This is a genomic window from Pseudomonas sp. 8 R 14 (assembly GCF_900005955.1).
GTDB classification, from domain to species: Bacteria; Pseudomonadota; Gammaproteobacteria; order Pseudomonadales; family Pseudomonadaceae; genus Aquipseudomonas; species Aquipseudomonas marginalis.
On record NZ_CVTH01000021.1, the window covers coordinates 139881 to 161243 of the forward strand.

Here is a 21363-nt window from a genome sequence, read left to right on the forward strand (position 1 = left end):
GGTGGCGCCCTATGGTTGAGTGCCTACCGGGAATCAGGCGCCAAGGTTATCGTTATTCGGGCGCTTGCGCACACCAGCCGCAGGCAAAGGGCTGGCCTATTTTTCCCAGGCGCTGTGTGGCGTCGAGTACCCAGGCGCGAGACTGCCATGGCGGCTGGTGGCGCAGGTGCTGGGTGTGGCCGCAGGACAGCTCGGCAACCCAGTGACCCTCCTCGTCCTGGTGGAAGCCGATGATCAAGGATGCCGTTGATCGGCCCCGTCCGTCCGGGTTCTGTTCGCTTTCGGGCAAATCCTTGTTTAGACTTGTCCGTTCTTCATTCTTATGCAAAAGGTCTCGCCCCATGACGATCGCCGCTAACAAGGCTGTCTCCATCGACTATACCCTGACCAACGACGCTGGTGAGGTCATCGACAGCTCAGCCGGCGGCGCGCCGCTGGTCTACCTGCAAGGCGCAGGTAACATCATCCCAGGCCTGGAAAAGGCTCTGGAAGGCAAGAGCGTTGGTGATGAGCTGACCGTTGCCGTAGAACCTGAAGATGCCTACGGCGAATACTCCGCCGAACTGGTCAGCACCCTGAGCCGCAGCATGTTCGAAGGTGTTGATGAGTTGGAAGTGGGCATGCAGTTCCACGCCTCCGCGCCGGACGGTCAAATGCAGATCGTCACCATTCGTGATCTGGACGGCGACGACGTCACCGTCGACGGCAACCACCCTCTGGCTGGCCAGCGCCTGAACTTCCAAGTGAAGATCGTTGCCATCCGCGACGCTTCCCAGGAAGAAGTGGCCCACGGTCACGTCCATGGTGAAGGCGGTCATCACCATTGATTGATGTTTTGATCAAGTGGTAGCAAAAAAAACGCCCCGACTGGTTCGGGGCGTTTTTTGTGCGCTTGAAAATCTCTACCGGATCCCCCCGCCACATTTTGATCGTGGTGTATTTTCAGGCACAAACAAAAATGCCCCAGACCTTTCGGTACGGGGCATTTCTTAACTGTTTCGCAACCTGGGCTGCGTGGCAGTTGTTACCACTTAGGCAGCAGCAGGAACGCTCAGAGCCTTGATGTGGCCATTCAGGCGGCTCTTATGACGAGCGGCCTTGTTCTTGTGGATGATGCCTTTATCGGCCATACGGTCGATGACTGGCACAGCCAGAACGTAAGCTGCTTGAGCTTTTTCAGCGTCTTTGGTGTCGATGGCTTTAACTACATTCTTGATGTAGGTACGAACCATGGAACGCAGGCTGGCGTTGTGGCTGCGACGCTTCTCAGCCTGTTTTGCACGTTTTTTGGCGGAAGGTGTGTTGGCCACCGTCGAGCTCCTCGAAAGACTTTTTAGGAAATAGCAAACAAAATAGGCCGCGAATCATGCCGATGACTTGATGTGTTGTCAAGGCCGGCTGATGCGAACTGCTGAGTGGTCGATCTGAAGAGGCGGGTGATTTATTTCCGGCGCTTGACCTGTAAACTCGCGAGCTTTGGCGCTGTGCTGTTGCAGGCGCGCAGTATCGCATAAGTAGGCGCTTAGTTCGCCTGCTCTTTATCTATAGGCGCAAACTCTTTCAATGAATCTGCTCAAATCGTTGGCCGCCGTCAGCTCTATCACGATGATCTCCCGGGTTTTGGGGTTCGTGCGTGACACCCTGCTGGCGCGTATTTTTGGCGCCAGCATGGCCACGGATGCGTTCTTTATTGCGTTCAAACTGCCCAACCTGCTGCGGCGGATCTTTGCCGAGGGCGCGTTTTCCCAGGCGTTCGTGCCGATTCTGGCCGAGTACAAGGCCCAGCAGGGGGAGGAGGCGACCCGTACCTTCATTGCCTATGTCTCGGGCCTGCTCACCCTGGTGTTGATGCTGGTGACCATCGTCGGCATGCTCGCCGCGCCCTGGGTGATCTGGGCCACGGCGCCGGGTTTTGCCAATACGCCGGAAAAATTCGCGCTGACCACTGGCCTGTTGCGGGTGACCTTTCCTTATATATTGCTGATCTCACTGTCATCCCTGGCCGGTGCGATCCTCAACACCTGGAACCGTTTCTCGGTCCCGGCGTTCGTGCCGACGCTGCTTAACGTCAGCATGATTATTTTTGCGCTGTTCCTGACACCTTACTTCGATCCGCCGGTCATGGCCCTTGGCTGGGCCGTGCTGGCCGGTGGCCTGGCGCAGTTGCTCTACCAACTGCCGCACCTGAAAAAGATCGGCATGCTCGTATTGCCGCGCCTGAACCTCAAGGACACCGGCGTCTGGCGCGTGATGCGCAATATGTTGCCGGCGATCCTTGGGGTGTCGGTGAGCCAGATTTCCCTGATCATCAACACCGCGTTCGCCTCGCTGCTGGTATCCGGCTCGGTGTCATGGATGTATTACGCCGACCGCCTCATGGAACTGCCGTCTGGCGTGCTGGGCGTAGCCCTCGGCACCATTTTGCTGCCGACGCTGGCACGCACCTATGCCAGCAAGGATCGCCAGGAATACTCGCGCATCCTCGATTGGGGGCTGCGCCTGTGTTTCGTGCTGGTGCTGCCGTGCGCACTGGCGTTGGGGATCCTGGCCGAGCCGCTGACAGTGTCGCTGTTCCAATACGGGCAATTCGATGCCCATGACGCGTTGATGACCCAGCATGCGCTGGTGGCTTATTCCGTCGGCCTGCTCGGCATCATCGTGATCAAGGTGCTGGCGCCTGGCTTCTATGCCCAGCAGAACATCCGCACGCCGGTAAAGATCGCGATCTTCACCCTGATCGTCACGCAACTGCTCAACCTGGTGTTTATTGGTCCGCTGGCCCACGCCGGCCTGGCCCTGGCCATCAGTGCCGGTGCGTGCATCAATGCCGGCCTGCTGTTTTATCAGCTGCGCAAACAACAGATGTTCCAGCCTCAGCCTGGCTGGGGCATGTTCGCCCTCAAGTTGCTGGTGGCGGTTGCGATGATGTCGGCGGTATTGCTCGGCCTGATGCACTTCATGCCGGCCTGGGATGAGGGGCATATGCTGGAGCGCTTCATGCGCCTGGGCGTGCTGGTCGTGGCCGGCGTGGTGGTGTACTTCGGGATGTTGCTGCTGCAAGGCTTCCGCCTGCGGGATTTCAATCGCAAGTCGTTGAGCTAGAGAGTTTGCCGCGATAAAACGGTTGTTTTATCGATTCGTTCCATTTGCCCTGCGCTGTTGCCTGTCGTCCGGGGCCGGGTGTGGTTATAATCGACCACTTTATGAGCAAGAAGCGCGTTATGCAGCTGGTTCGAGGTCTCCACAACCTGCGCCCTGAGCATCGGGGCTGCGTCGCCACTATTGGCAACTTTGACGGTGTTCACCGTGGCCACCAGGCTATCCTGGCCCGGCTGCGCGAGCGTGCGGTCGAGTTGGGCGTACCCAGCTGCGTGGTGATTTTCGAGCCGCAGCCGCGGGAATATTTCACCCCGGAAACGGCACCGGCACGTCTGGCCCGTCTGCGGGACAAGCTGCAACTGCTGGCCGAAGAAGGCGTGGACCGCGTCCTCTGCCTGGCTTTCAACCAGCGTTTGCAAAGTCTCAGCGCTGCCGAGTTCGTCGACCGCATACTGGTAGATGGCCTGGGCGTACAGCATTTGGAGGTCGGCGACGACTTCCGTTTTGGCTGCGACCGGGTCGGGGATTTCGAGTTCCTGCAACACGCCGGTATCACCCAGGGCTTTACCGTCGAAGCCGCGCAAACCGTCGAACTGGACGGCCTGCGCGTGAGCAGCACCCAGGTGCGTAACGCCCTGGCCGCTGCCGACTTCGCCTTGGCCGAGCGTTTGCTCGGTCGCCCGTTCCGCATTGCCGGGCGGGTACTGCACGGCCAGAAGCTGGCGCGCCAACTGGGCACGCCAACCGCCAACGTGCAACTCAAGCGCCGCCGTGTGCCGCTGACCGGGGTTTACCTGGTGAGCGTCGACATCGACGGCCAATCGTGGCCGGGAGTCGCCAACATAGGCGTCAGGCCCACGGTTGCAGGTGATGGCAAGGCCCACCTGGAAGTTCATCTGTTGGATTTTGCCGGTGATCTGTATGACCGGCGTTTGACGGTGGTTTTCCACCAGAAGCTGCGTGAAGAGCAGCGTTTCGCCTCGCTTGAGGCGTTGAAAACGGCGATCAATGCGGATGTCGCCGCCGCCCGTGCACTAGCCGCACCTAGCGCCCATCGCTAACCGAAGAGCCTTAAATGACCGACTATAAAGCCACGCTAAACCTTCCGGACACCGCCTTCCCAATGAAGGCCGGCCTGCCACAGCGCGAACCGCAGATCCTGCAGCGCTGGGACAGTATTGGCCTGTACGGAAAGTTGCGCGAAATTGGCAAGGATCGTCCGAAATTCGTCCTGCACGACGGCCCTCCTTATGCCAACGGCACGATTCACATCGGTCATGCGCTGAACAAAATTCTCAAGGACATGATCCTGCGCTCGAAAACCCTGGCGGGTTTCGACGCGCCTTATGTCCCAGGTTGGGACTGCCACGGCCTGCCGATCGAACACAAGGTCGAAGTGACCTACGGCAAGAACCTGGGCGCGGATAAAACCCGCGAACTGTGCCGTGCCTACGCTGCCGAGCAGATCGAAGGGCAGAAGTCCGAGTTCATCCGCCTGGGTGTGCTGGGCGAGTGGGACAACCCGTACAAAACCATGAACTTCAAGAACGAGGCCGGTGAAATCCGTGCCTTGGCCGAAATCGTCAAGGGCGGTTTCGTGTTCAAGGGCCTCAAGCCCGTGAACTGGTGCTTCGATTGCGGCTCGGCCCTGGCTGAAGCGGAAGTCGAATACGAAGACAAGAAGTCCTCGACCATCGACGTGGCCTTCCCGATCGCCGACGACGCCAAGCTGGCCGAGGCCTTTGGCCTGGCAAGCCTGAGCAAACCGGCTGCCATCGTGATCTGGACCACCACCCCGTGGACCATTCCCGCCAACCAGGCGCTGAACGTGCACCCGGAATTCACCTACGCCCTGGTGGACGTCGGTGATCGCCTGCTGGTGCTGGCCGAGGAAATGGTCGAAGCGTGCCTGGCTCGCTACGAGCTGCAAGGTTCGGTAATTGCCACCACTACCGGTTCCGCGCTGGAGCTGATCAACTTCCGTCATCCATTCTATGACCGTCTGTCGCCGGTGTACCTGGCTGACTACGTCGAGTTGGGTTCGGGTACAGGTGTGGTTCACTGCTCGCCGGCCTATGGCGTGGACGACTTCGTGATCTGCAAGAAGTACGGCATGGTCAACGATGAGATCATCAACCCGGTGCAAAGCAACGGTGTTTATGTGCCGTCGCTGGAGTTCTTCGGCGGCCAGTTCATCTTCAAGGCCGACCAGCCGATCATCGACAAGCTGCGTGAAGTCGGTGCGCTGATGCAAACCGACACCATCAAGCACAGCTACATGCACTGCTGGCGCCACAAGACCCCGCTGATCTACCGCGCCACCGCGCAATGGTTTATCGGCATGGACAAAGAACCGGCCAGCGGCGACACCCTGCGTGTGCGCTCGCTCAAGGCTATCGAAGACACCAAGTTCGTCCCGGCCTGGGGCCAGGCGCGCCTGCATTCGATGATCGCCAACCGTCCGGACTGGTGCATCTCCCGTCAACGCAACTGGGGTGTGCCGATCCCGTTCTTCCTCAACAAGGAAAGCGGTGAGCTGCACCCACGCACCGTCGAACTGATGGAAGTGGTGGCCCAGCGTGTCGAACAGGAAGGCATTGAAGCCTGGTTCAAGCTGGACGCCGCCGAGTTGCTGGGTGACGAAGCGCCGCTGTACGACAAGATCAGCGACACCCTCGACGTATGGTTCGACTCCGGTACCACCCACTGGCACGTGCTGCGCGGCTCGCACCCAATGGGCCACGAAACCGGCCCGCGTGCCGACCTGTACCTGGAAGGCTCCGACCAACACCGGGGCTGGTTCCACTCGTCGCTGCTGACCGGTTGCGCCATCGACAACCACGCCCCGTATCGCGAGCTGCTGACCCACGGGTTCACCGTCGACGAGACGGGCCGCAAGATGTCCAAGTCGCTGAAGAACGTGATCGAGCCGAAAAAGATCAACGACACCTTGGGCGCCGACATCATGCGCCTGTGGGTGGCGTCGACCGATTACTCCGGCGAGATCGCCGTGTCGGACCAGATCCTGGCCCGTAGCGCCGATGCCTACCGCCGTATCCGTAATACCGCGCGCTTCCTGCTGTCGAACCTGACCGGTTTCAACCCGGCCACCGACATCCTGCCGGCCGAGGACATGCTCGCCCTGGACCGTTGGGCCGTGGACCGTACCCTGTTGCTGCAGCGCGAGTTGCAGGAGCACTACGGCGAATACCGCTTCTGGAACGTGTACTCGAAGATCCACAACTTCTGTGTGCAGGAGTTGGGTGGTTTCTACCTCGACATCATCAAGGACCGCCAGTACACCACCGGTGCCAACAGCAAGGCCCGCCGTTCGGCGCAGACCGCGCTGTACCACATCTCCGAAGCGCTGGTGCGCTGGATCGCACCGATCCTGGCCTTCACCGCAGATGAGCTGTGGGAATACCTGCCGGGCGAGCGTAACGAGTCCGTCATGCTCAATACCTGGTACGAAGGCTTGACCGAACTGCCGGCCGACTTCGAACTGGGCCGCGAGTACTGGGAAGGCGTAATGGCCGTCAAGGTTGCGGTGAACAAGGAGCTGGAGGTTCAGCGTGCGGCCAAGGCCGTCGGTGGCAACCTCCAGGCCGAAGTCACCCTGTTTGCCGAGGAAGGCCTGACTGCCGACCTGACCAAGCTGAGCAATGAGCTGCGCTTCGTGTTGATCACTTCCACTGCGAGCCTGGCACCGTTTGCCCAGGCACCGGCGGATGCCGTAGCCACCGAAGTGCCGGGCCTCAAGCTCAAGGTGGTCAAGTCGGCCTTCCCTAAGTGCGCCCGTTGCTGGCACTGCCGTGAAGACGTCGGGGTGAACCCTGAGCATCCGGAAATCTGCGGTCGTTGCGTCGACAACATCTCGGGTGAAGGCGAGGTTCGCCACTATGCCTAATGCAGCCAGTCGTTTCGGACGCCTGGGCTGGCTCGTACTGAGCGTGCTGGTCCTGGTCATTGACCAGGTCAGCAAGGCTCATTTCGAGGGCTCCCTGGAAATGTTCCAGCAAATCGTGGTGATCCCGGATTACTTCAGCTGGACCCTGGCCTACAACACCGGCGCCGCCTTCAGCTTCCTGGCTGACGGCGGCGGCTGGCAGCGCTGGCTGTTCGCCCTGATCGCCGTGGTGGTCAGTGCGGTGCTAGTGGTCTGGCTCAAGCGCCTGGGCCGCGATGACACCTGGCTGGCCATCGCCTTGGCCCTGGTGCTGGGCGGCGCCCTGGGCAACCTGTACGACCGTATTGCCCTGGGCCATGTGATCGACTTTATCCTGGTGCATTGGCAGAACCGCCATTACTTCCCGGCGTTCAATTTTGCCGACAGCGCCATCACCGTCGGTGCAATCATGCTGGCGCTGGACATGTTCAAAAGTAAGAAAACCGGAGAGACCGTCAATGACTGATCAGGTATTGGCTGAGCAACGCATCGGCCAGAACACGGAGGTCACCTTGCATTTCGCACTGCGCCTGGAGAATGGCGACACGGTCGACAGCACGTTCGACAAAGCCCCGGCGACCTTCAAGGTCGGCGACGGCAACTTGCTGCCGGGTTTTGAAGCGGCACTGTTCGGTTTCAAGGCTGGCGACAAGCGCACCCTGCAGATCCTGCCGGAAAACGCCTTTGGCCAGCCCAACCCGCAAAACGTGCAGATCATCCCGCGTTCGCAGTTCCAGGACATGGACCTGTCGGAAGGCCTGCTGGTGATCTTCAATGATGCGGCGAATACCGAACTGCCCGGTGTGGTCAAAGCCTTCGATGACGCGCAGGTAACCATCGACTTCAACCACCCGTTGGCCGGTAAAACCTTGACGTTCGACGTTGAAATCATCGACGTTAAAGCTCTTTGATCAACGCCCCGATCTAAAATGTGGGAGGGGGCAAGCCCACTCCCGCCTTTGGTCGCCATTGTCAGTTCAGTAGCATCAACTCTGGCCCAAGCGCCAGACACGAGGCACAGCATGCAAATCAAACTCGCCAACCCCCGTGGCTTCTGCGCCGGCGTGGACCGGGCGATCGAAATCGTCAACCGCGCCCTGGAAGTCTTCGGGCCGCCGATCTATGTGCGCCATGAGGTCGTCCATAACAAGTTCGTGGTCGAAGACCTGCGCGCACGTGGCGCCATCTTTGTCGAAGAACTGGAGCAGGTGCCGGACGACGTTATTGTTATCTTCAGCGCCCACGGTGTTTCCCAGGCCGTACGTACCGAAGCGGCTGGCCGTGGCCTGAAAGTATTCGACGCCACCTGTCCGCTGGTCACCAAGGTACATATCGAAGTCGCGCGCTACAGCCGTGATGGTCGCGAATGCATCCTGATTGGCCATGCCGGTCACCCGGAAGTCGAAGGCACCATGGGCCAATACGACGGCAGCAATGGTGGCGCCATCTACCTTGTGGAAGACGAAAAAGACGTCGCCAGCTTGCAGGTTCACAACCCGGAGCGTTTGGCGTTCGTGACCCAGACCACCTTGTCCATGGACGACACCAGCCGCGTCATCGACGCGCTGCGCAGCCGCTTCCCGGCCATTGGTGGGCCACGCAAGGACGACATCTGCTACGCCACCCAAAACCGCCAGGATGCAGTCAAACAGTTGGCCGATGAATGCGATGTAGTGCTGGTGGTCGGCAGCCCTAACAGCTCCAATTCCAACCGCCTGCGCGAATTGGCCGAACGCATGGCGACACCGGCGTACCTGATCGACGGTGCTGAAGATATGCAGCGCAGCTGGTTCGATGGTGTCGAGCGTATTGGCATCACGGCTGGCGCTTCGGCCCCGGAAGTCCTGGTGCGCGGCGTCATCCAGCAGTTGCATGCCTGGGGGGCTACGGGCGCCGATGAGTTGGCCGGTCGTGAAGAGAACATCACTTTCTCCATGCCCAAGGAGCTGCGGGTTCGCTCCCTCCTCTGAATGCCAGGGTGCCGGAGTAACTTCGGCACAACGCCTGTTCGGCTCTATCGCTGCGCAGGCTGATGCGCCCACTGGGCGCCAGCACCACCTGGTACAGGCTCTGTACCGAGTCCGTGGCGCATATATGTACAGTGCCGGCACGAAAACCTCCCCCAGCAAATACCGGCTCGCCCAATCCGCTGAAGCGTACCTGGCTTTTGACCGGTCCATTCCCGACGATCGGCACCCGTCCGCTGCCCTGGCGCTCCAGTAACACCGGGTTGTCGTCGTCCAGATGGCCACGCCCGCTTACATCCAGCACGACCCGCCAACCCCGGCTCCAGTCATCATCCAGTGCGTGGATGACCACCGCGCGGTTACGCGTGATGGCTTCAGTGCGTGCGAAGCGAAATCCGTTTGTCAGTGATTGCGCCGCGCTTTGTCGCTGCTGTGATTCCAGCAGGCCGGTGAAACTGGGCGTAGCCAGATGCGCCAGGATGCCGCTCACGATCAGTCCGAGCAGCAGTTCGATCAGGGTGAAACCTCGTTGCTCCATAGGCCGTCCCTCCGTGGGCGTGTGTACATACAGGGTTGAAACATAGGTATAGCGTCCGGCTCGGAGTGTCGAATGATGGCCTTTATGTCCAAAGTATTTCCCTTTGTTCCGTAACCGGCGCCGGCGAAAAACCGACGCTAGTCTTGGGTCTCACAGCAGGGTTTTCCTGCTTTTTTCGGCCCTCGACACGGATGACGACGGTAATGCCTGCCTGCCTGAAAACCTGTTTCTTCCCGACTTTTCCTCGGTACCAAATCGGCATGACATTGATTGAAGTGCTGGTGGCGGTGCTGATTCTCGCCGTCGGGCTGTTAGGTGCAGTGATGCTCCAGCTCAACGCCCTCAAGTACACCGACAGTTCGAGGATGACCAGCCAGGCCAGTTTCATCGCCTACGATATGCTCGACCGAATCCGTGCCAATTCCGGTGCCGACTACTCGTTGCGTCGTGGCGCTCGAGCGCCGGCCAGTACCGTGACCACCAGCGTGCGTGACGTGGACCTGCATGATTTTGAAGCCAATATTCGCGGTTTTGCCGGGGAGAGCGGCAAAGGCTCTGTGGCGGTCAGTGCAGATGAAGTGACTGTCAGTATCAGTTGGGATGACAGCCGGGGTGCAAACACGCCTGGCGCGCGGGAAACCTTCACCCTGACCAGTCGCATCGATAATGAGCCGGGGGTGATGCAATGAGGCATCGGGTTAGAGGTTTCAGCCTGGTGGAATTGTTGCTGGCCCTGGCCGTCGGTTTGGTGCTGGTGCTTGGCGGGAGCCAGGTGCTGATCAATTCCCGAGCGACCCACGCCAGCCAGCAGGCAGCCATGTTGCTGCAGGATGATGCGCGGTTTGTGCTGGGCAAGATGATCCGGGATATTCGCCAGGCGGGTATGTTTGGCTGTTTGGCCCCGGCCTTTATCGAGAATGCCCCGCCAGCCTTTGAAAGGCCGGTCAGCTGGAATGCCGGGGGCAGTTCAAAGTCGCTGACGCTGGTCACTGCCGATGTCGGCGGCGGCAGGCCTGACTGGACGGTGCTCTCCGACTGCACTGCTGGCGCCCAAGCCTATTCAGGCAGCTCACCTGCACCTGCTCCCGGGCAGATTCGATTTGCGATTCGGCAACTGACCTACACCTTCGAGGCGGGCCAGTTGAAGGTCAGCACGCTTGCGTCGCCGGCCAGGGCTGTGTTGGTGGATAACGTACGGGCTTTCGATGTCAGTTTCGGCGTGGCTGCCAGCCCGGTATCCGTTCGGGTTGTGCGTTATGACGCTATCCCGACCGATGAGTCCTTGATCCGCAGTGTGCGCATCCGCATGACGTTGCAAGACCCGACGGGGCGGGTAAAAGATCAAACCTACAGCGTCGTGGCGGCGCTGCGAAACCGCTTGGGCTAGGGCGACCATGGTGCTTGCTGGGGGTGTTTCTTCGCGGCAGGGGGGGATGGTCCTGCTGATAAGCCTGGTGTTTTTGCTGCTGTTGTCGTTGATCGGCCTGTCTTCGATACAGGGGGCGGTCACCCAGCAAAAGATCACCGGTAGCCTGTGGCACCGCAACCAGTCGCTGCAAGCCGCAGAAAGTGGCTTGAGGCTGGGAGAGCAAGGTGTGAGGCGAAAGGGCGCGGCCTTGCCGCAGTGCCAGTCGATCGCTGCCTGCGGGCCACCGGATGAAGCGTTTTCGGTGGTGGGTGCCGGGCCCCATCCTGTGTCATCGGTTAACTGGGTTGCCATCAAGGGTGGTCTCTACGGTATTCAGTCCCTGGGGCCTGGCGCAGGGCTGCCGCATGTGCCGCCGCAAGCCCTGGCGACGTTGTACCGGGTAACAGCGGTCGGGCTCAGTGGTCAATCGCGCACGGTATTGGAGAGCGTATATGCGCGGGTGGAGGAGGAGAGTGGCTCGCGGTTTCGGCGGGTTTCGTGGCGGCAACTTCAATAAGGAGCAATGGAATGGGCATGGACAGCCAGGGTTTTACCCTGATCGAGCTATTGATCACCGTGGCGATCATCGCGTTTCTGGCCGGAATCGCTTACCCCGGGTACACCGGCCATGTGAAAAAGGTCTATCGCACGGAAATCGTCGCGCTGTTGACCGAGCAGGCTCAGCGCCTGGAGCGGTTTCATATGAGGAACGGCACTTTTATTGACGCAAGCGGCGTCAGTACGGGCAATGATCGCTATAGAATCACCGCAGCGTTGAACCCTCAGGATTTCTACCTGGTTGCTACACCGGGCGCCGATTCGTTGATGGCCGGCGATCCTTGCGGTGACTTCAGCCTGGACAGCAGCGGTGCGCGTGGCAATCCAGGTGCGGCACCTGAAATGTCGCGCCAGACATGCTGGGGGGCAATGATGAGGGTGCTGGATGATTGGGCGCCGGGGGCGTTTATTCCTATTTATCGACTGGATCAAATGATGGCTAAGCAACAGCAAGTGGTGATTGTCGGTGGCGGAGTCATCGGCTTGTTGACGGCGTTCAATCTGGCAACCCAGGGGCAGGCTGTGATCTTGCTGGAGCGTGCCGGTGTGGGGCAGGAGTCGTCATGGGCGGGCGGAGGCATTGTTTCGCCACTGTATCCGTGGCGCTATAGCCCGGCGGTCACAGCGTTGGCCCATTGGTCCCAGGATTTTTATCCGCAACTGGCTGAGCGGCTGTTTGCCGCTACCGGTGTCGACCCGGAGGTCCATACCACGGGGTTGTACTGGCTGGACCTGGACGATGAAACCGAGGCGCTGGACTGGGCTGCTCGTGAAGGGCGGCCTTTGAGCAAGGTCGATGTGTCTGCCGCCCATGACGCGGTTCCTGTCTTGGGTGGCGGGTATTCCCAGGCGATCTATATGGCCAACGTGGCCAACGTGCGCAACCCGCGCCTGGTCAAATCCCTGAAGGCCGCGCTATTGGCCCTGCCTGCCGTGACCGTTCACGAACAGTGCACAGTGACCGGTTTTGTTCTGGATGGCGGCAACGTAGTGGGCGTGGATACGGCAGAGGGGCCGATTCTAGGGGATCAGGTGGTGCTTGCAGCGGGGGCGTGGAGCGGCGAGTTGCTCGGCACACTGGGCTTGGCGCTGCCGGTAGAGCCGGTCAAGGGGCAGATGATTTTGTACAAATGCGCGTCGGACTTCCTGTCGAGCATGGTCCTGGCCAAAGGGCGTTATGCGATCCCTCGGCGTGATGGGCACATCCTCATCGGCAGCACTCTGGAATATGAGGGGTTCGACAAGACGCCAACCGACACCGCGCTGGAAAGCCTCAAGGCTTCGGCTGTGGAACTGATTCCCGCCCTGGCCGACGCCGAAGTGGTGGGGCATTGGGCCGGCTTGCGGCCCGGCTCGCCGGAGGGCATCCCCTATATCGGTCGGGTACCCGGCTTCAGCGGGCTGTGGCTCAACTGCGGGCATTACCGCAACGGGTTGGTCCTGGCGCCGGCATCGTGCCAGTTATTTGTCGATTTGCTGCTGGAGCGTGCGCCGATCATCGATCCGGCACCCTATGCCCCTGAAGGTCGGATCAACGCTGGATAGACTTCGGTCCTTGCTCCAGATGCGCCTGGGTGCAATACCACTCCTGGCGCGAACTCAGGGCGCGATCCTGCGGCAAGTGCACACCGCAATGTGCGCAGCGCACCATCAACGCAGCGCCGGGCTCGCTGGTGCGTTGCTGCCTGGCGGTCGGGCTTTTGAATTTGCGCCAGAACCATACCGCGGCAGCAATAACGGCAATCCAGAACAGAAGACGAAGCATGATGGGCGGTTTCTCGATAAGGAATGCGCCAGTTTAGCCAAGGACGTGGCAGGCGCACAGCGCAATAATCCTTGCCCATAAAAAAGGAGCCCCGAAAGGCTCCTTTTTGCGTTGCGTCGACAGGCTCAGTCGAACACACCGAAGGTCATGTAGCTGAACCACGAGCGGTCCTGGTTGTTGCCCAGGGCCTGCGGCTCTTCTTCTTCGATCACGTCGCCGTTCTCGTCGTGCGGCTTGAGGTCCGAAGGAATGGCTTCCTTGGCATCCTGGAACTGCTTGATCACGTCCTGGTTGGCGCGAGTTTCGCCCGGCGGCAACGGCGGCCGCGACTCGATCAAGCCCAGGGTGTACTTGCTCAGCCACGAGCGGTTGTCTGCTTCGGCAACCTGAGGCACGAACTGGCCGTCTTTCAGGCTCGGGTGATCAGGGTAGTTGAGCTTCAGGGTTTCCAGGCTGGTGCTGGCCAAGTCGTCCAGGTGCAGACGTTGGTAAGCCTCGGTCATCACCGCCAGGCCGTCACCCACGGAAGGGGTTTCCTGGAAGTTTTCCACCACATAACGACCACGGTTGGCGGCAGCTACATACGCCTGGCGGGTCAGGTAGTAGTGGGCCACGTGGATTTCGTAGGAAGCCAGCAGGTTACGTAGGTAGATCATGCGCTGCTTGGCGTCCGGCGCGTAGCGGCTGTTTGGGTAGCGGCTGGTCAACTGGGCGAACTCGTTGTAGGAGTCGCGAGCGGCGCCTGGGTCTCGCTTGGTCATGTCCAGCGGCAGGAAGCGCGCCAGCAGGCCAACATCCTGGTCGAACGAGGTCAGGCCCTTCATGTAGTAGGCGTAGTCCACGTTCGGGTGTTGCGGGTGCAGGCGGATGAAGCGCTCGGCGGCGGACTTGGCAGCCTCCGGCTCGGCGTTCTTGTAGTTGGCGTAGATCAGCTCAAGCTGGGCCTGGTCGGCGTAGCGCCCGAACGGATAGCGCGACTCCAGGGCCTTCAGCTTCGCTGTGGCGCTGGTGTAGCTATTATTGTCCAAGTCTTTCTGTGCCAGTTGGTACAGCTCGACTTCGCTCAGGTTTTCGTCGACGACTTCCTTTGTTGACGAGCAAGCAGCAGTCATGGCGAGGATGGCGATCAGCAGCAGGTGTTTCACTTGCATGGCGGCTTGCGTCCCTATGACGGCCGCTGTCTTGGGCGGGGCCGTCCTGTTATGATGAGCGCCCCGTTGAAAGCCTCGGGGCAAAAGACGCCGTATTTAACCACAAGCGCGCAGCCGAAACCAAAGGCTGTGCCACGCCTAGTCTGAGCATGTCCGATAAAATTGAACTTCGCGCAGAGGTGCCGTCCGAATTGGGCGGCCAACGCCTCGATCAAGTCGCCGCACAATTATTCGCTGAGCACTCGCGCTCGCGCCTTTCCGCCTGGATCAAAGACGGCCGCCTGACTGTGGATGGAGCGGTTATCCGCCCGCGAGACATAGTCCATGGCGGTGCGATTCTTGAGCTGACTGCCGAGCAGGAAGCCCAGGGAGAATGGGTCGCCCAGGACATCGAGCTGGACATCGTCTATGAAGACGACGACATCCTGGTCATCAACAAACCCGCAGGCCTGGTGGTTCACCCGGCGGCCGGGCACGCTGATGGCACCTTGCTCAATGCCCTGTTGCACCACATCCCCGACATCGTCAACGTGCCGCGTTGCGGCATCGTGCACCGTCTGGACAAGGACACCACCGGCTTGATGGTGGTGGCCAAGACCATTCAGGCGCAGACGCAACTGGTTACGCAATTGCAGAGCCGTAGCGTCAGCCGTATCTACGAGTGCATCGTGATCGGTGTGGTCGTGGCTGGCGGCAAGATCAATGCCCCAATCGGTCGCCACGGCCAGCAGCGCCAGCGTATGGCGGTGATGGAAGGCGGCAAGCAGGCGGTGAGCCACTACCGCGTGCTCGAGCGTTTCCGTTCCCACACCCATGTGCGGGTCAAGCTGGAAACCGGTCGTACCCACCAGATTCGCGTGCATATGGCCCACATCAACTTCCCGTTGGTGGGCGATCCGGCCTATGGCGGCCGCTTCCGCATTCCGCCTGCGGCGAGCCAGACCATGGTCGAATCGCTCAAGACGTTCCCGCGCCAGGCCTTGCATGCACGTTTCCTGGAGCTGGACCATCCGACGAGCGGTAAGCGCATGAGCTGGGAATCGCCACTTCCAGACGATTTTGTCTGGTTGCTGTCGCTGCTCAAGCAGGATCGCGAGGCGTTTGTCGGATGAATGACTGGCTGATTCCTGACTGGCCCGCGCCTGTCGGGGTGAAAGCCTGTGTGACTACCCGTACGGGCGGCGTCAGCCAGGCGCCGTTCGACAGCCTTAACCTGGGCGATCACGTTGAGGACAGCCTTGAGGCTGTCCTTGAGAATCGTCGTCGCCTTACCGAAGCCTTTGATATTCAGCCGGCCTGGCTGCGCCAGGTTCATGGCGTGGATGTGGTCGAGGCCGACCCTGGCCGCACCGCCGAAGCCGACGGTAGCTGGAGCAGCACCCCCGGCATCGCCTGCACCGCGATGACCGCCGATTGCCTGCCTGCGTTGTTCTGCAACCGTGCCGGCACTCGTGTGGCTGCGGCCCATGCCGGTTGGCGTGGGCTGGCGGCGGGCGTGCTGGAGGCGGCCTTCGAAAGCCTCGACGCAGAGCCTTCGGACGTCTTGGTATGGCTGGGCCCGGCGATTGGCCCACAAGCTTTTGAGGTTGGCCCTGAAGTGCGTGAAGCCTTCATGCAGCACCTGCCGACAACTGCCGAAGCCTTTGTGCCAAGCCTCAATCCCGGCAAATTCATGGCCGACATCTATCAGTTGGCCCGCCTGCGCCTTGCTGCGCGGGGCATCACCGCTGTTTATGGTGGTGGCTTCTGCACCGTGACCGACCCGCGCTTCTTTTCGTACCGGCGCAGCCCCCGCACCGGACGTTTTGCCTCCCTTATCTGGCTTGAACGCTAGACTCTGCTGATCTGGGTCAACGCTGATCCATATCAACCGCCGCTCGCTTGAATCTTCCAGAATCCACCCCATCTATAAGGGTATCTGGCAGGTTTCTTCATTCAGGATGTCTTATAGCTCCGGCCTGCTCAAAAGGAAGGTGACTAATGCGTATTGATCGTTTAACCAGCAAATTGCAGTTGGCCTTATCGGACTCCCAATCCTTGGCGGTGGGGCTTGACCACCCGGCCATTGAGCCTGCGCACTTGATGCAGGCACTCCTGGAACAGCAAGGTGGTTCTATCAAGCCCTTGCTGATGCAGGTGGGCTTTGATGTCAACAGCCTGCGCAAGGAGTTGAGCAAAGAGCTCGACCAACTGCCGAAAATCCAAAACCCTACCGGCGACGTGAATATGTCGCAGGATCTGGCGCGCCTGCTTAACCAGGCCGACCGCCTGGCCCAGCAGAAGGGGGACCAGTTCATCTCCAGCGAACTGGTGCTGCTCGCCGCCATGGACGAGAACAGCAAGCTTGGTAAGTTGTTGCTCGGCCAAGGCGTGAGCAAGAAGGCCCTGGAAAACGCCATCAACAACCTGCGGGGCGGTGATGCGGTTAACGACCCTAACCACGAGGAGTCGCGCCAGGCCCTGGACAAGTACACCGTCGACCTGACCAAGCGTGCCGAAGAGGGCAAGCTTGACCCGGTGATCGGCCGTGACGATGAAATTCGTCGCACCATCCAGGTTCTGCAGCGTCGCACCAAGAACAACCCGGTGTTGATCGGTGAACCTGGCGTGGGTAAAACCGCGATTGCCGAAGGCCTGGCCCAGCGCATCATCAATGGTGAAGTGCCGGACGGCCTTAAAGGCAAACGCCTGCTGTCCCTGGATATGGGGTCGTTGATCGCCGGTGCAAAGTTCCGCGGTGAATTCGAAGAGCGCCTGAAATCCCTGCTTAATGAACTGTCGAAGCAGGAAGGGCAGATCATTCTGTTTATCGACGAGCTGCACACCATGGTCGGCGCCGGCAAAGGCGAGGGCTCAATGGATGCTGGCAACATGCTTAAGCCCGCCTTGGCGCGAGGTGAGCTGCATTGTGTCGGTGCTACCACGCTTAACGAATATCGCCAGTACATTGAGAAAGATGCGGCCCTTGAGCGTCGTTTCCAGAAAGTCCTGGTGGAAGAACCGAGCGAAGAGGACACCATCGCGATCCTGCGGGGCCTGAAAGAGCGCTACGAGGTCCACCATAAAGTGGCGATCACCGACGGCGCGATCATTGCGGCGGCCAAATTGAGCCATCGCTACATTACCGACCGTCAATTGCCGGACAAGGCCATCGACTTGATCGACGAAGCGGCCAGCCGCATTCGCATGGAGATCGACTCCAAGCCGGAAGTGCTCGACCGCCTGGATCGTCGCCTGATTCAGCTGAAAGTCGAATCCCAGGCCCTCAAGAAAGAAGAGGACGACGCGGCCAAGAAACGCCTGGAAAAACTCCAGGAGGAAATCGTCCGCCTGGAGCGCGAGTATTCGGATCTCGAAGAAATCTGGACCTCGGAAAAAGCCGAAGTACAGGGCTCTGCGCAGATCCAGCAAAAGATCGAGCAGTCGCGCCAGGAGCTGGAAGCCGCACGTCGTAAAGGTGACCTGAACCGCATGGCCGAGTTGCAGTACGGGGTGATCCCGGACCTGGAACGCAGCCTGCAAATGGTCGACCAGCACGGTAAGGCTGAAAATCAGCTGTTGCGCAGCAAGGTGACCGAGGAAGAAATCGCCGAAGTCGTTTCCAAGTGGACCGGCATCCCGGTGTCGAAAATGCTCGAAGGCGAGCGTGACAAGCTGCTGAAGATGGAGCACCTGTTGCACCAGCGCGTGATCGGCCAGGAAGAGGCGGTCGTGGCGGTGTCCAACGCGGTACGGCGTTCCCGCGCCGGCTTGTCCGACCCGAACCGTCCGAGCGGCTCGTTCATGTTCCTCGGCCCGACCGGCGTGGGTAAGACCGAGCTGTGCAAGGCCCTGGCCGAGTTCCTCTTTGATACTGAAGAGGCCATGGTACGGATCGACATGTCCGAATTCATGGAGAAGCATTCGGTGGCTCGCCTGATCGGGGCTCCACCAGGCTATGTGGGCTACGAGGAGGGCGGTTACCTGACCGAGGCCGTGCGGCGTAAGCCTTACTCGGTGATCCTGCTGGATGAGGTCGAGAAGGCTCACCCGGACGTGTTCAACATCTTGCTGCAAGTGCTGGAAGATGGACGACTCACGGACAGCCACGGGCGTACTGTGGACTTCCGCAACACGGTGATCGTCATGACCTCCAACCTGGGTTCGGCGCAGATCCAGGAACTGGTAGGTGATCGTGAGGCCCAGCGCGCTGCTGTAATGGATGCATTGACCACGCACTTCCGTCCGGAATTCATCAACCGGGTCGACGAAGTGGTGATCTTCGAGCCATTGGCGCGGGATCAGATCGCGGGCATCACCGAGATCCAGCTGGGGCGTCTGCGCGGTCGCCTGGCGGAACGCGAGTTGTCGCTGGAGCTGAGCCGCGAGGCGTTGGACAAGCTGATCGCGGTTGGTTACGACCCGGTGTATGGCGCACGGCCTCTGAAACGTGCGATCCAGCGCTGGATCGAGAACCCGCTGGCGCAGTTGATCCTGTCGGGCAGCTTTATGCCGGGCACCAGCGTCGAGGCGACTGTGGAGAACGACGAAATCGTCTTCCACTGAGCCCGGATTGCACTGCAATAAGAGAAGGCCCTGCATCCCAGGGCCTTTTTTTTCGATAGGGCGTTGAACTGTAAGGCAAAGGCTTGTAAAGTGCGCCCCGCAGCAACGTCAGCCCACGGGTTTCTTCTCCCCAAGAAGAAATCAGAAAGAAGCGCAAATCATTGTCTTAAAAGCAATTTAAAGGGTTGACAGGGGTTTTTAAGATTGTAGAATAGCGCGCCTCAGAGACGCTAACGTAGCGATACGGACAGGGTCGAAGAGAAGGTTACACAGCAGTAAAAGTTGTACTTTGAAATATGTAGTTCCGTGATAGCTCAGTCGGTAGAGCAAATGACTGTTAATCATTGGGTCCCAGGTTCGAGTCCTGGTCACGGAGCCAATTTCAAACCGGGGTATAGCGCAGTCCGGTAGCGCGCCTGCTTTGGGAGCAGGATGTCGGGAGTTCGAATCCCCCTACCCCGACCATATTTGGGTCGTTAGCTCAGTTGGTAGAGCAGTTGGCTTTTAACCAATTGGTCGTAGGTTCGAATCCCACACGACCCACCATTTTTGAGACCAGTTAACGCTGGAATCGAATCTTAAGATCAGAGGCCAAAAGCGCTGATCGAAGAAGGCGACTGAAAGGTCGCCTTTTTTTTACCGGGGTATAGCGCAGTCCGGTAGCGCGCCTGCTTTGGGAGCAGGATGTCAGGAGTTCGAATCCCCTTACCCCGACCATATTAAAAATCCTCGTATCGAAAGATATGGGGATTTTTTTTGCCTTAAATTATCTCAACTCCAACACAATACTAATGTGGAAGGGAGCAAGCCCCTCCCACATTGACCGAGTCCCACCAGGGACTCTGTTGTCAGTGAAGTTTCAGGCGCGGCTCAGTCCCGCGTCCAATCTTGCTGCCCAGCATCAGCATCGCCGTGCGGAAGAAGCCATACAGTGCCATCTGGTGCATGCGGTACAGCGACACATAGAACATCCGCGCCAGCCAGCCTTCCAGCATCACGCTTCCGGTCAGGTTGCCCATCAGGTTACCCACCGCCGAGAAACGCGACAGCGAGATCAGCGACCCATAGTCGGTGTACTTGTACGCCGGCAGGTCCTTGCCCTCGATACGCAGTTTCAATGACTTGGCCAGCAACGAGGCCTGTTGGTGCGCGGCCTGGGCCCGTGGCGGCACATTGCGGTCTGTGCCCGGTTGCGGGCACGCGGCGCAGTCGCCAAAGGCGAAGATGTTTTCATCACGGGTGGTTTGCAGCGTCGGCAGCACTTGCAGTTGATTGATGCGATTGGTTTCCAGGCCATCGATGTCCTTGAGGAAAGCCGGGGCACGAATCCCGGCGGCCCACACCTTGAGACTGGCAGGAATCACCTGGCCACTGCTGGTGATCAATGCGTCGGCGGTCACTTCGCTGACCGCTGAGTTGGTCAGCACCGTCACCCCGAGCTTTTCCAGGGTTTTATGCACAGGCCCGCCAATCCGCTCCGGCAAGGCAGGCAGTACACGAGGGCCGGCTTCGATCAGGGTGATGTGCATGTTTTCCGGCTTGATGCGGTCCAGGCCGTACGCCGCCAGTTCGTGGGCCGCGTTATGCAACTCTGCGGCCAGTTCGACGCCCGTTGCACCCGCACCGACGATGGCGACGCTGATCTTTTCCACCACATCGGTCTGCCCGGCATGGGCGCGCAGGTAGTGGTTGAGCAGCTGTTGGTGGAAACGCTCGGCCTGCTTGCGGGTATCGAGGAACAGGCAGTGCTGCGCCGCGCCCTCGGTGCCGAAATCGTTGGTGGTGCTGCCTACCGCAATCACCAGGCTGTCATAGCCCAGCACGCGTGCAGGCACCAATTCGCGGCCTTCTTCGTCGAGGGTGGCGGCCAGCTGGATTTTCTTCTGTTCGCGGTCGAGCCCGCTCATGCGCCCCAGTTGGAACTCGAAGTGGTTCCATTTGGCCTGGGCGACGTAATTGAGTTCGTCTTCCGAGGAGTTCAGTGAGCCGGCAGCGACTTCGTGCAGCAAAGGCTTCCAGATATGGGTGAGGTTGGCGTCCACCAGCGTGATGCTGGCGGTGCCGCGCTTGCCCAGAGTCTTACCCAGGCGGGTAGCCAACTCCAGGCCGCCGGCGCCGCCGCCGACGATAATAATACGATGGGTCATGGGGGTATCTCGCAAGGCTAAAGGAAATCGGAGCAGTTACCCCCGCGAGCGCCAGGCAGCTCATAGCGTCAGGTAACTCAAAAGGCGGCTGAGCAGGCCGAGCCCGATCACCACCACCAGCACCACACCAAGGAGCAGCCACGGCCGGAAAGGCTTGCGCTCGACTCGGTTCTGGGAGAGTTGCAGGTACTCTTCGACATGCTGTTGGTCGTCGGGGTTCAGGCGGCTGGTCATATAAG

21 protein-coding genes, 4 tRNA genes and 1 pseudogene are annotated in these 21363 nt (G+C 60.0%); 19 read left to right on the plus strand and 7 right to left on the minus strand.

The window, feature by feature from the left end:
• Nucleotides 1-52 precede the first annotated feature (52 nt).
• Nucleotides 53-343 (minus strand): DUF3565 domain-containing protein, encoded by a 291-nt coding sequence (locus tag BFQ01_RS02075; protein ID WP_065924070.1) that lies wholly within the window; start codon nucleotides 341-343, stop codon nucleotides 53-55.
• Here BFQ01_RS02075 and BFQ01_RS02080 point away from each other — a divergent pair.
• Nucleotides 342-827: an FKBP-type peptidyl-prolyl cis-trans isomerase gene (locus BFQ01_RS02080; protein ID WP_027606858.1), complete on the plus strand. Its 486-nt coding sequence runs from the start codon at nucleotides 342-344 to the stop codon at nucleotides 825-827. The two genes, BFQ01_RS02075 and BFQ01_RS02080, sit on opposite strands and share 2 nt — an antisense overlap.
• Nucleotides 828-1031: 204 nt before the next feature.
• Here the strand turns inward: BFQ01_RS02080 and rpsT are convergent, their stop codons facing one another.
• Nucleotides 1032-1310 (minus strand): 30S ribosomal protein S20, encoded by a 279-nt coding sequence (gene rpsT / locus BFQ01_RS02085; RefSeq protein ID WP_003188401.1) that lies wholly within the window; start codon nucleotides 1308-1310, stop codon nucleotides 1032-1034.
• Between the two features lie 253 nt (nucleotides 1311-1563).
• Between rpsT and murJ the strand changes: the two genes are divergently transcribed.
• The 6 genes from murJ (at nucleotide 1564) to ispH (ending at nucleotide 9015) form a co-directional block, all read left to right on the plus strand.
• Nucleotides 1564-3102 carry a murein biosynthesis integral membrane protein MurJ gene (gene murJ, locus BFQ01_RS02090; RefSeq protein WP_065924071.1) on the plus strand — a complete coding sequence of 513 codons (1539 nt, stop codon included), beginning with the start codon at nucleotides 1564-1566 and terminating at the stop codon, nucleotides 3100-3102.
• Between the two features lie 119 nt (nucleotides 3103-3221).
• Nucleotides 3222-4160 carry a bifunctional riboflavin kinase/FAD synthetase gene (gene ribF, locus BFQ01_RS02095; protein ID WP_065924072.1) on the plus strand — a complete coding sequence of 313 codons (939 nt, stop codon included), beginning with the start codon at nucleotides 3222-3224 and terminating at the stop codon, nucleotides 4158-4160.
• 14 nt (nucleotides 4161-4174) lie between these two features.
• Nucleotides 4175-7006, plus strand: coding sequence for an isoleucine--tRNA ligase (gene ileS / locus BFQ01_RS02100; RefSeq protein WP_065924073.1), 2832 nt, complete (start codon nucleotides 4175-4177; stop codon nucleotides 7004-7006).
• Nucleotides 6999-7511 (plus strand): signal peptidase II, encoded by a 513-nt coding sequence (lspA, locus tag BFQ01_RS02105; RefSeq protein ID WP_027606854.1) that lies wholly within the window; start codon nucleotides 6999-7001, stop codon nucleotides 7509-7511. The genes ileS and lspA overlap by 8 nt, the downstream gene beginning before the upstream one ends.
• A 7-nt stretch (nucleotides 7512-7518) precedes the next feature.
• A complete protein-coding gene (gene fkpB, locus BFQ01_RS02110; RefSeq protein WP_174562729.1) occupies nucleotides 7519-7956 on the plus strand; it encodes an FKBP-type peptidyl-prolyl cis-trans isomerase in 438 nt (145 codons plus the stop codon).
• 111 nt (nucleotides 7957-8067) lie between these two features.
• Nucleotides 8068-9015 carry a 4-hydroxy-3-methylbut-2-enyl diphosphate reductase gene (ispH, locus tag BFQ01_RS02115; RefSeq protein ID WP_027606852.1) on the plus strand — a complete coding sequence of 316 codons (948 nt, stop codon included), beginning with the start codon at nucleotides 8068-8070 and terminating at the stop codon, nucleotides 9013-9015.
• Here ispH and BFQ01_RS02120 read toward each other — a convergent pair.
• Nucleotides 8969-9550 (minus strand): GspH/FimT family pseudopilin, encoded by a 582-nt coding sequence (locus tag BFQ01_RS02120; RefSeq protein WP_065924074.1) that lies wholly within the window; start codon nucleotides 9548-9550, stop codon nucleotides 8969-8971. The two genes, ispH and BFQ01_RS02120, sit on opposite strands and share 47 nt — an antisense overlap.
• Nucleotides 9551-9753: 203 nt before the next feature.
• On the opposite strand from BFQ01_RS02120, the gene pilV reads away from it, so the two are divergent.
• The 5 genes and pseudogenes from pilV (at nucleotide 9754) to thiO (ending at nucleotide 13061) form a co-directional block, all read left to right on the plus strand.
• Nucleotides 9754-10239: a type IV pilus modification protein PilV gene (gene pilV / locus BFQ01_RS02125; protein ID WP_065924075.1), complete on the plus strand. Its 486-nt coding sequence runs from the start codon at nucleotides 9754-9756 to the stop codon at nucleotides 10237-10239.
• Nucleotides 10236-10937, plus strand: coding sequence for a prepilin-type N-terminal cleavage/methylation domain-containing protein (locus BFQ01_RS02130; RefSeq protein WP_065924076.1), 702 nt, complete (start codon nucleotides 10236-10238; stop codon nucleotides 10935-10937). Before pilV ends, BFQ01_RS02130 begins: the two co-directional genes overlap by 4 nt.
• A gap of 7 nt (nucleotides 10938-10944) precedes the next feature.
• The gene (locus BFQ01_RS02135) at nucleotides 10945-11475 is read left to right on the plus strand and encodes a pilus assembly PilX family protein (RefSeq protein WP_065924077.1); all 531 of its coding nucleotides are present in this window, start codon (nucleotides 10945-10947) and stop codon (nucleotides 11473-11475) included.
• Between the two features lie 17 nt (nucleotides 11476-11492).
• Nucleotides 11493-11801: pseudogene (locus BFQ01_RS32805) on the plus strand (type IV pilin protein); the annotation flags it as partial.
• Between the two features lie 150 nt (nucleotides 11802-11951).
• The gene (gene thiO / locus BFQ01_RS02140) at nucleotides 11952-13061 is read left to right on the plus strand and encodes a glycine oxidase ThiO (RefSeq protein WP_065924108.1); all 1110 of its coding nucleotides are present in this window, start codon (nucleotides 11952-11954) and stop codon (nucleotides 13059-13061) included.
• On the opposite strand, the gene BFQ01_RS02145 is transcribed toward thiO, so the two are convergent.
• Complete coding sequence (locus BFQ01_RS02145) at nucleotides 13048-13281, minus strand: PP0621 family protein (protein WP_027606845.1); 234 nt, start codon at nucleotides 13279-13281, stop codon at nucleotides 13048-13050. The genes thiO and BFQ01_RS02145 overlap by 14 nt on opposite strands.
• 125 nt (nucleotides 13282-13406) lie before the next feature.
• On the minus strand, nucleotides 13407-14432 hold the full coding sequence (locus tag BFQ01_RS02150) for an outer membrane protein assembly factor BamD (protein ID WP_027606844.1): 1026 nt from the start codon (nucleotides 14430-14432) through the stop codon (nucleotides 13407-13409).
• A gap of 149 nt (nucleotides 14433-14581) precedes the next feature.
• On the opposite strand from BFQ01_RS02150, the gene rluD reads away from it, so the two are divergent.
• The 7 genes from rluD to BFQ01_RS02185 all read left to right on the plus strand — a co-directional run bounded on the left by rluD (nucleotide 14582) and on the right by BFQ01_RS02185 (nucleotide 19694).
• Entirely contained in the window at nucleotides 14582-15544 is a 963-nt protein-coding gene (gene rluD / locus BFQ01_RS02155; protein ID WP_027606843.1) for a 23S rRNA pseudouridine(1911/1915/1917) synthase RluD, read from the plus strand.
• The gene (pgeF, locus tag BFQ01_RS02160; protein WP_065924078.1) at nucleotides 15541-16266 is read left to right on the plus strand and encodes a peptidoglycan editing factor PgeF; all 726 of its coding nucleotides are present in this window, start codon (nucleotides 15541-15543) and stop codon (nucleotides 16264-16266) included. The genes rluD and pgeF overlap by 4 nt, the downstream gene beginning before the upstream one ends.
• Nucleotides 16267-16412: 146 nt before the next feature.
• Nucleotides 16413-18977: an ATP-dependent chaperone ClpB gene (gene clpB / locus BFQ01_RS02165; protein ID WP_027606841.1), complete on the plus strand. Its 2565-nt coding sequence runs from the start codon at nucleotides 16413-16415 to the stop codon at nucleotides 18975-18977.
• Nucleotides 18978-19280: 303 nt separating this feature from the next.
• Nucleotides 19281-19356: transfer RNA gene (locus tag BFQ01_RS02170), tRNA-Asn, on the plus strand.
• Between the two features lie 9 nt (nucleotides 19357-19365).
• Nucleotides 19366-19442: transfer RNA gene (locus tag BFQ01_RS02175), tRNA-Pro, on the plus strand.
• Nucleotides 19443-19447: 5 nt separating this feature from the next.
• Nucleotides 19448-19523 (plus strand) — tRNA-Lys (locus BFQ01_RS02180).
• Nucleotides 19524-19617: 94 nt separating this feature from the next.
• Nucleotides 19618-19694: transfer RNA gene (locus tag BFQ01_RS02185), tRNA-Pro, on the plus strand.
• 131 nt (nucleotides 19695-19825) lie between these two features.
• Here BFQ01_RS02185 and BFQ01_RS02190 read toward each other — a convergent pair.
• Entirely contained in the window at nucleotides 19826-21124 is a 1299-nt protein-coding gene (locus BFQ01_RS02190; protein WP_065924079.1) for an NAD(P)/FAD-dependent oxidoreductase, read from the minus strand.
• Nucleotides 21125-21184: 60 nt separating this feature from the next.
• Nucleotides 21185-21358, minus strand: a complete 174-nt coding sequence (locus tag BFQ01_RS02195) for a DUF3094 family protein (protein ID WP_016976295.1) — start codon at nucleotides 21356-21358, stop codon at nucleotides 21185-21187.
• Between the last annotated feature and the right edge of the window lie 5 nt (nucleotides 21359-21363).

Bases quoted from the DNA above. Each gene is read 5' to 3' on its own strand.
- BFQ01_RS02080 (WP_027606858.1), top strand. From the start codon at position 342: ATGACGATCGCCGCTAACAAGGCTGTCTCCATCGACTATACCCTGACC.
- BFQ01_RS02075 (WP_065924070.1), bottom strand. From the start codon at position 343: ATGGGGCGAGACCTTTTGCATAAGAATGAAGAACGGACAAGTCTAAAC.
- murJ (WP_065924071.1), top strand. From the start codon at position 1,564: ATGAATCTGCTCAAATCGTTGGCCGCCGTCAGCTCTATCACGATGATC.
- ribF (WP_065924072.1), top strand. From the start codon at position 3,222: ATGCAGCTGGTTCGAGGTCTCCACAACCTGCGCCCTGAGCATCGGGGC.
- ileS (WP_065924073.1), top strand. From the start codon at position 4,175: ATGACCGACTATAAAGCCACGCTAAACCTTCCGGACACCGCCTTCCCA.
- lspA (WP_027606854.1), top strand. From the start codon at position 6,999: ATGCCTAATGCAGCCAGTCGTTTCGGACGCCTGGGCTGGCTCGTACTG.
- ispH (WP_027606852.1), top strand. From the start codon at position 8,068: ATGCAAATCAAACTCGCCAACCCCCGTGGCTTCTGCGCCGGCGTGGAC.
- BFQ01_RS02120 (WP_065924074.1), bottom strand. From the start codon at position 9,550: ATGGAGCAACGAGGTTTCACCCTGATCGAACTGCTGCTCGGACTGATC.
- pilV (WP_065924075.1), top strand. From the start codon at position 9,754: ATGCCTGCCTGCCTGAAAACCTGTTTCTTCCCGACTTTTCCTCGGTAC.
- BFQ01_RS02130 (WP_065924076.1), top strand. From the start codon at position 10,236: ATGAGGCATCGGGTTAGAGGTTTCAGCCTGGTGGAATTGTTGCTGGCC.
- BFQ01_RS02135 (WP_065924077.1), top strand. From the start codon at position 10,945: ATGGTGCTTGCTGGGGGTGTTTCTTCGCGGCAGGGGGGGATGGTCCTG.
- thiO (WP_065924108.1), top strand. From the start codon at position 11,952: ATGGCTAAGCAACAGCAAGTGGTGATTGTCGGTGGCGGAGTCATCGGC.
- BFQ01_RS02145 (WP_027606845.1), bottom strand. From the start codon at position 13,281: ATGCTTCGTCTTCTGTTCTGGATTGCCGTTATTGCTGCCGCGGTATGG.
- BFQ01_RS02150 (WP_027606844.1), bottom strand. From the start codon at position 14,432: ATGCAAGTGAAACACCTGCTGCTGATCGCCATCCTCGCCATGACTGCT.
- rluD (WP_027606843.1), top strand. From the start codon at position 14,582: ATGTCCGATAAAATTGAACTTCGCGCAGAGGTGCCGTCCGAATTGGGC.
- pgeF (WP_065924078.1), top strand. From the start codon at position 15,541: ATGAATGACTGGCTGATTCCTGACTGGCCCGCGCCTGTCGGGGTGAAA.
- clpB (WP_027606841.1), top strand. From the start codon at position 16,413: ATGCGTATTGATCGTTTAACCAGCAAATTGCAGTTGGCCTTATCGGAC.
- BFQ01_RS02190 (WP_065924079.1), bottom strand. From the start codon at position 21,124: ATGACCCATCGTATTATTATCGTCGGCGGCGGCGCCGGCGGCCTGGAG.
- BFQ01_RS02195 (WP_016976295.1), bottom strand. From the start codon at position 21,358: ATGACCAGCCGCCTGAACCCCGACGACCAACAGCATGTCGAAGAGTAC.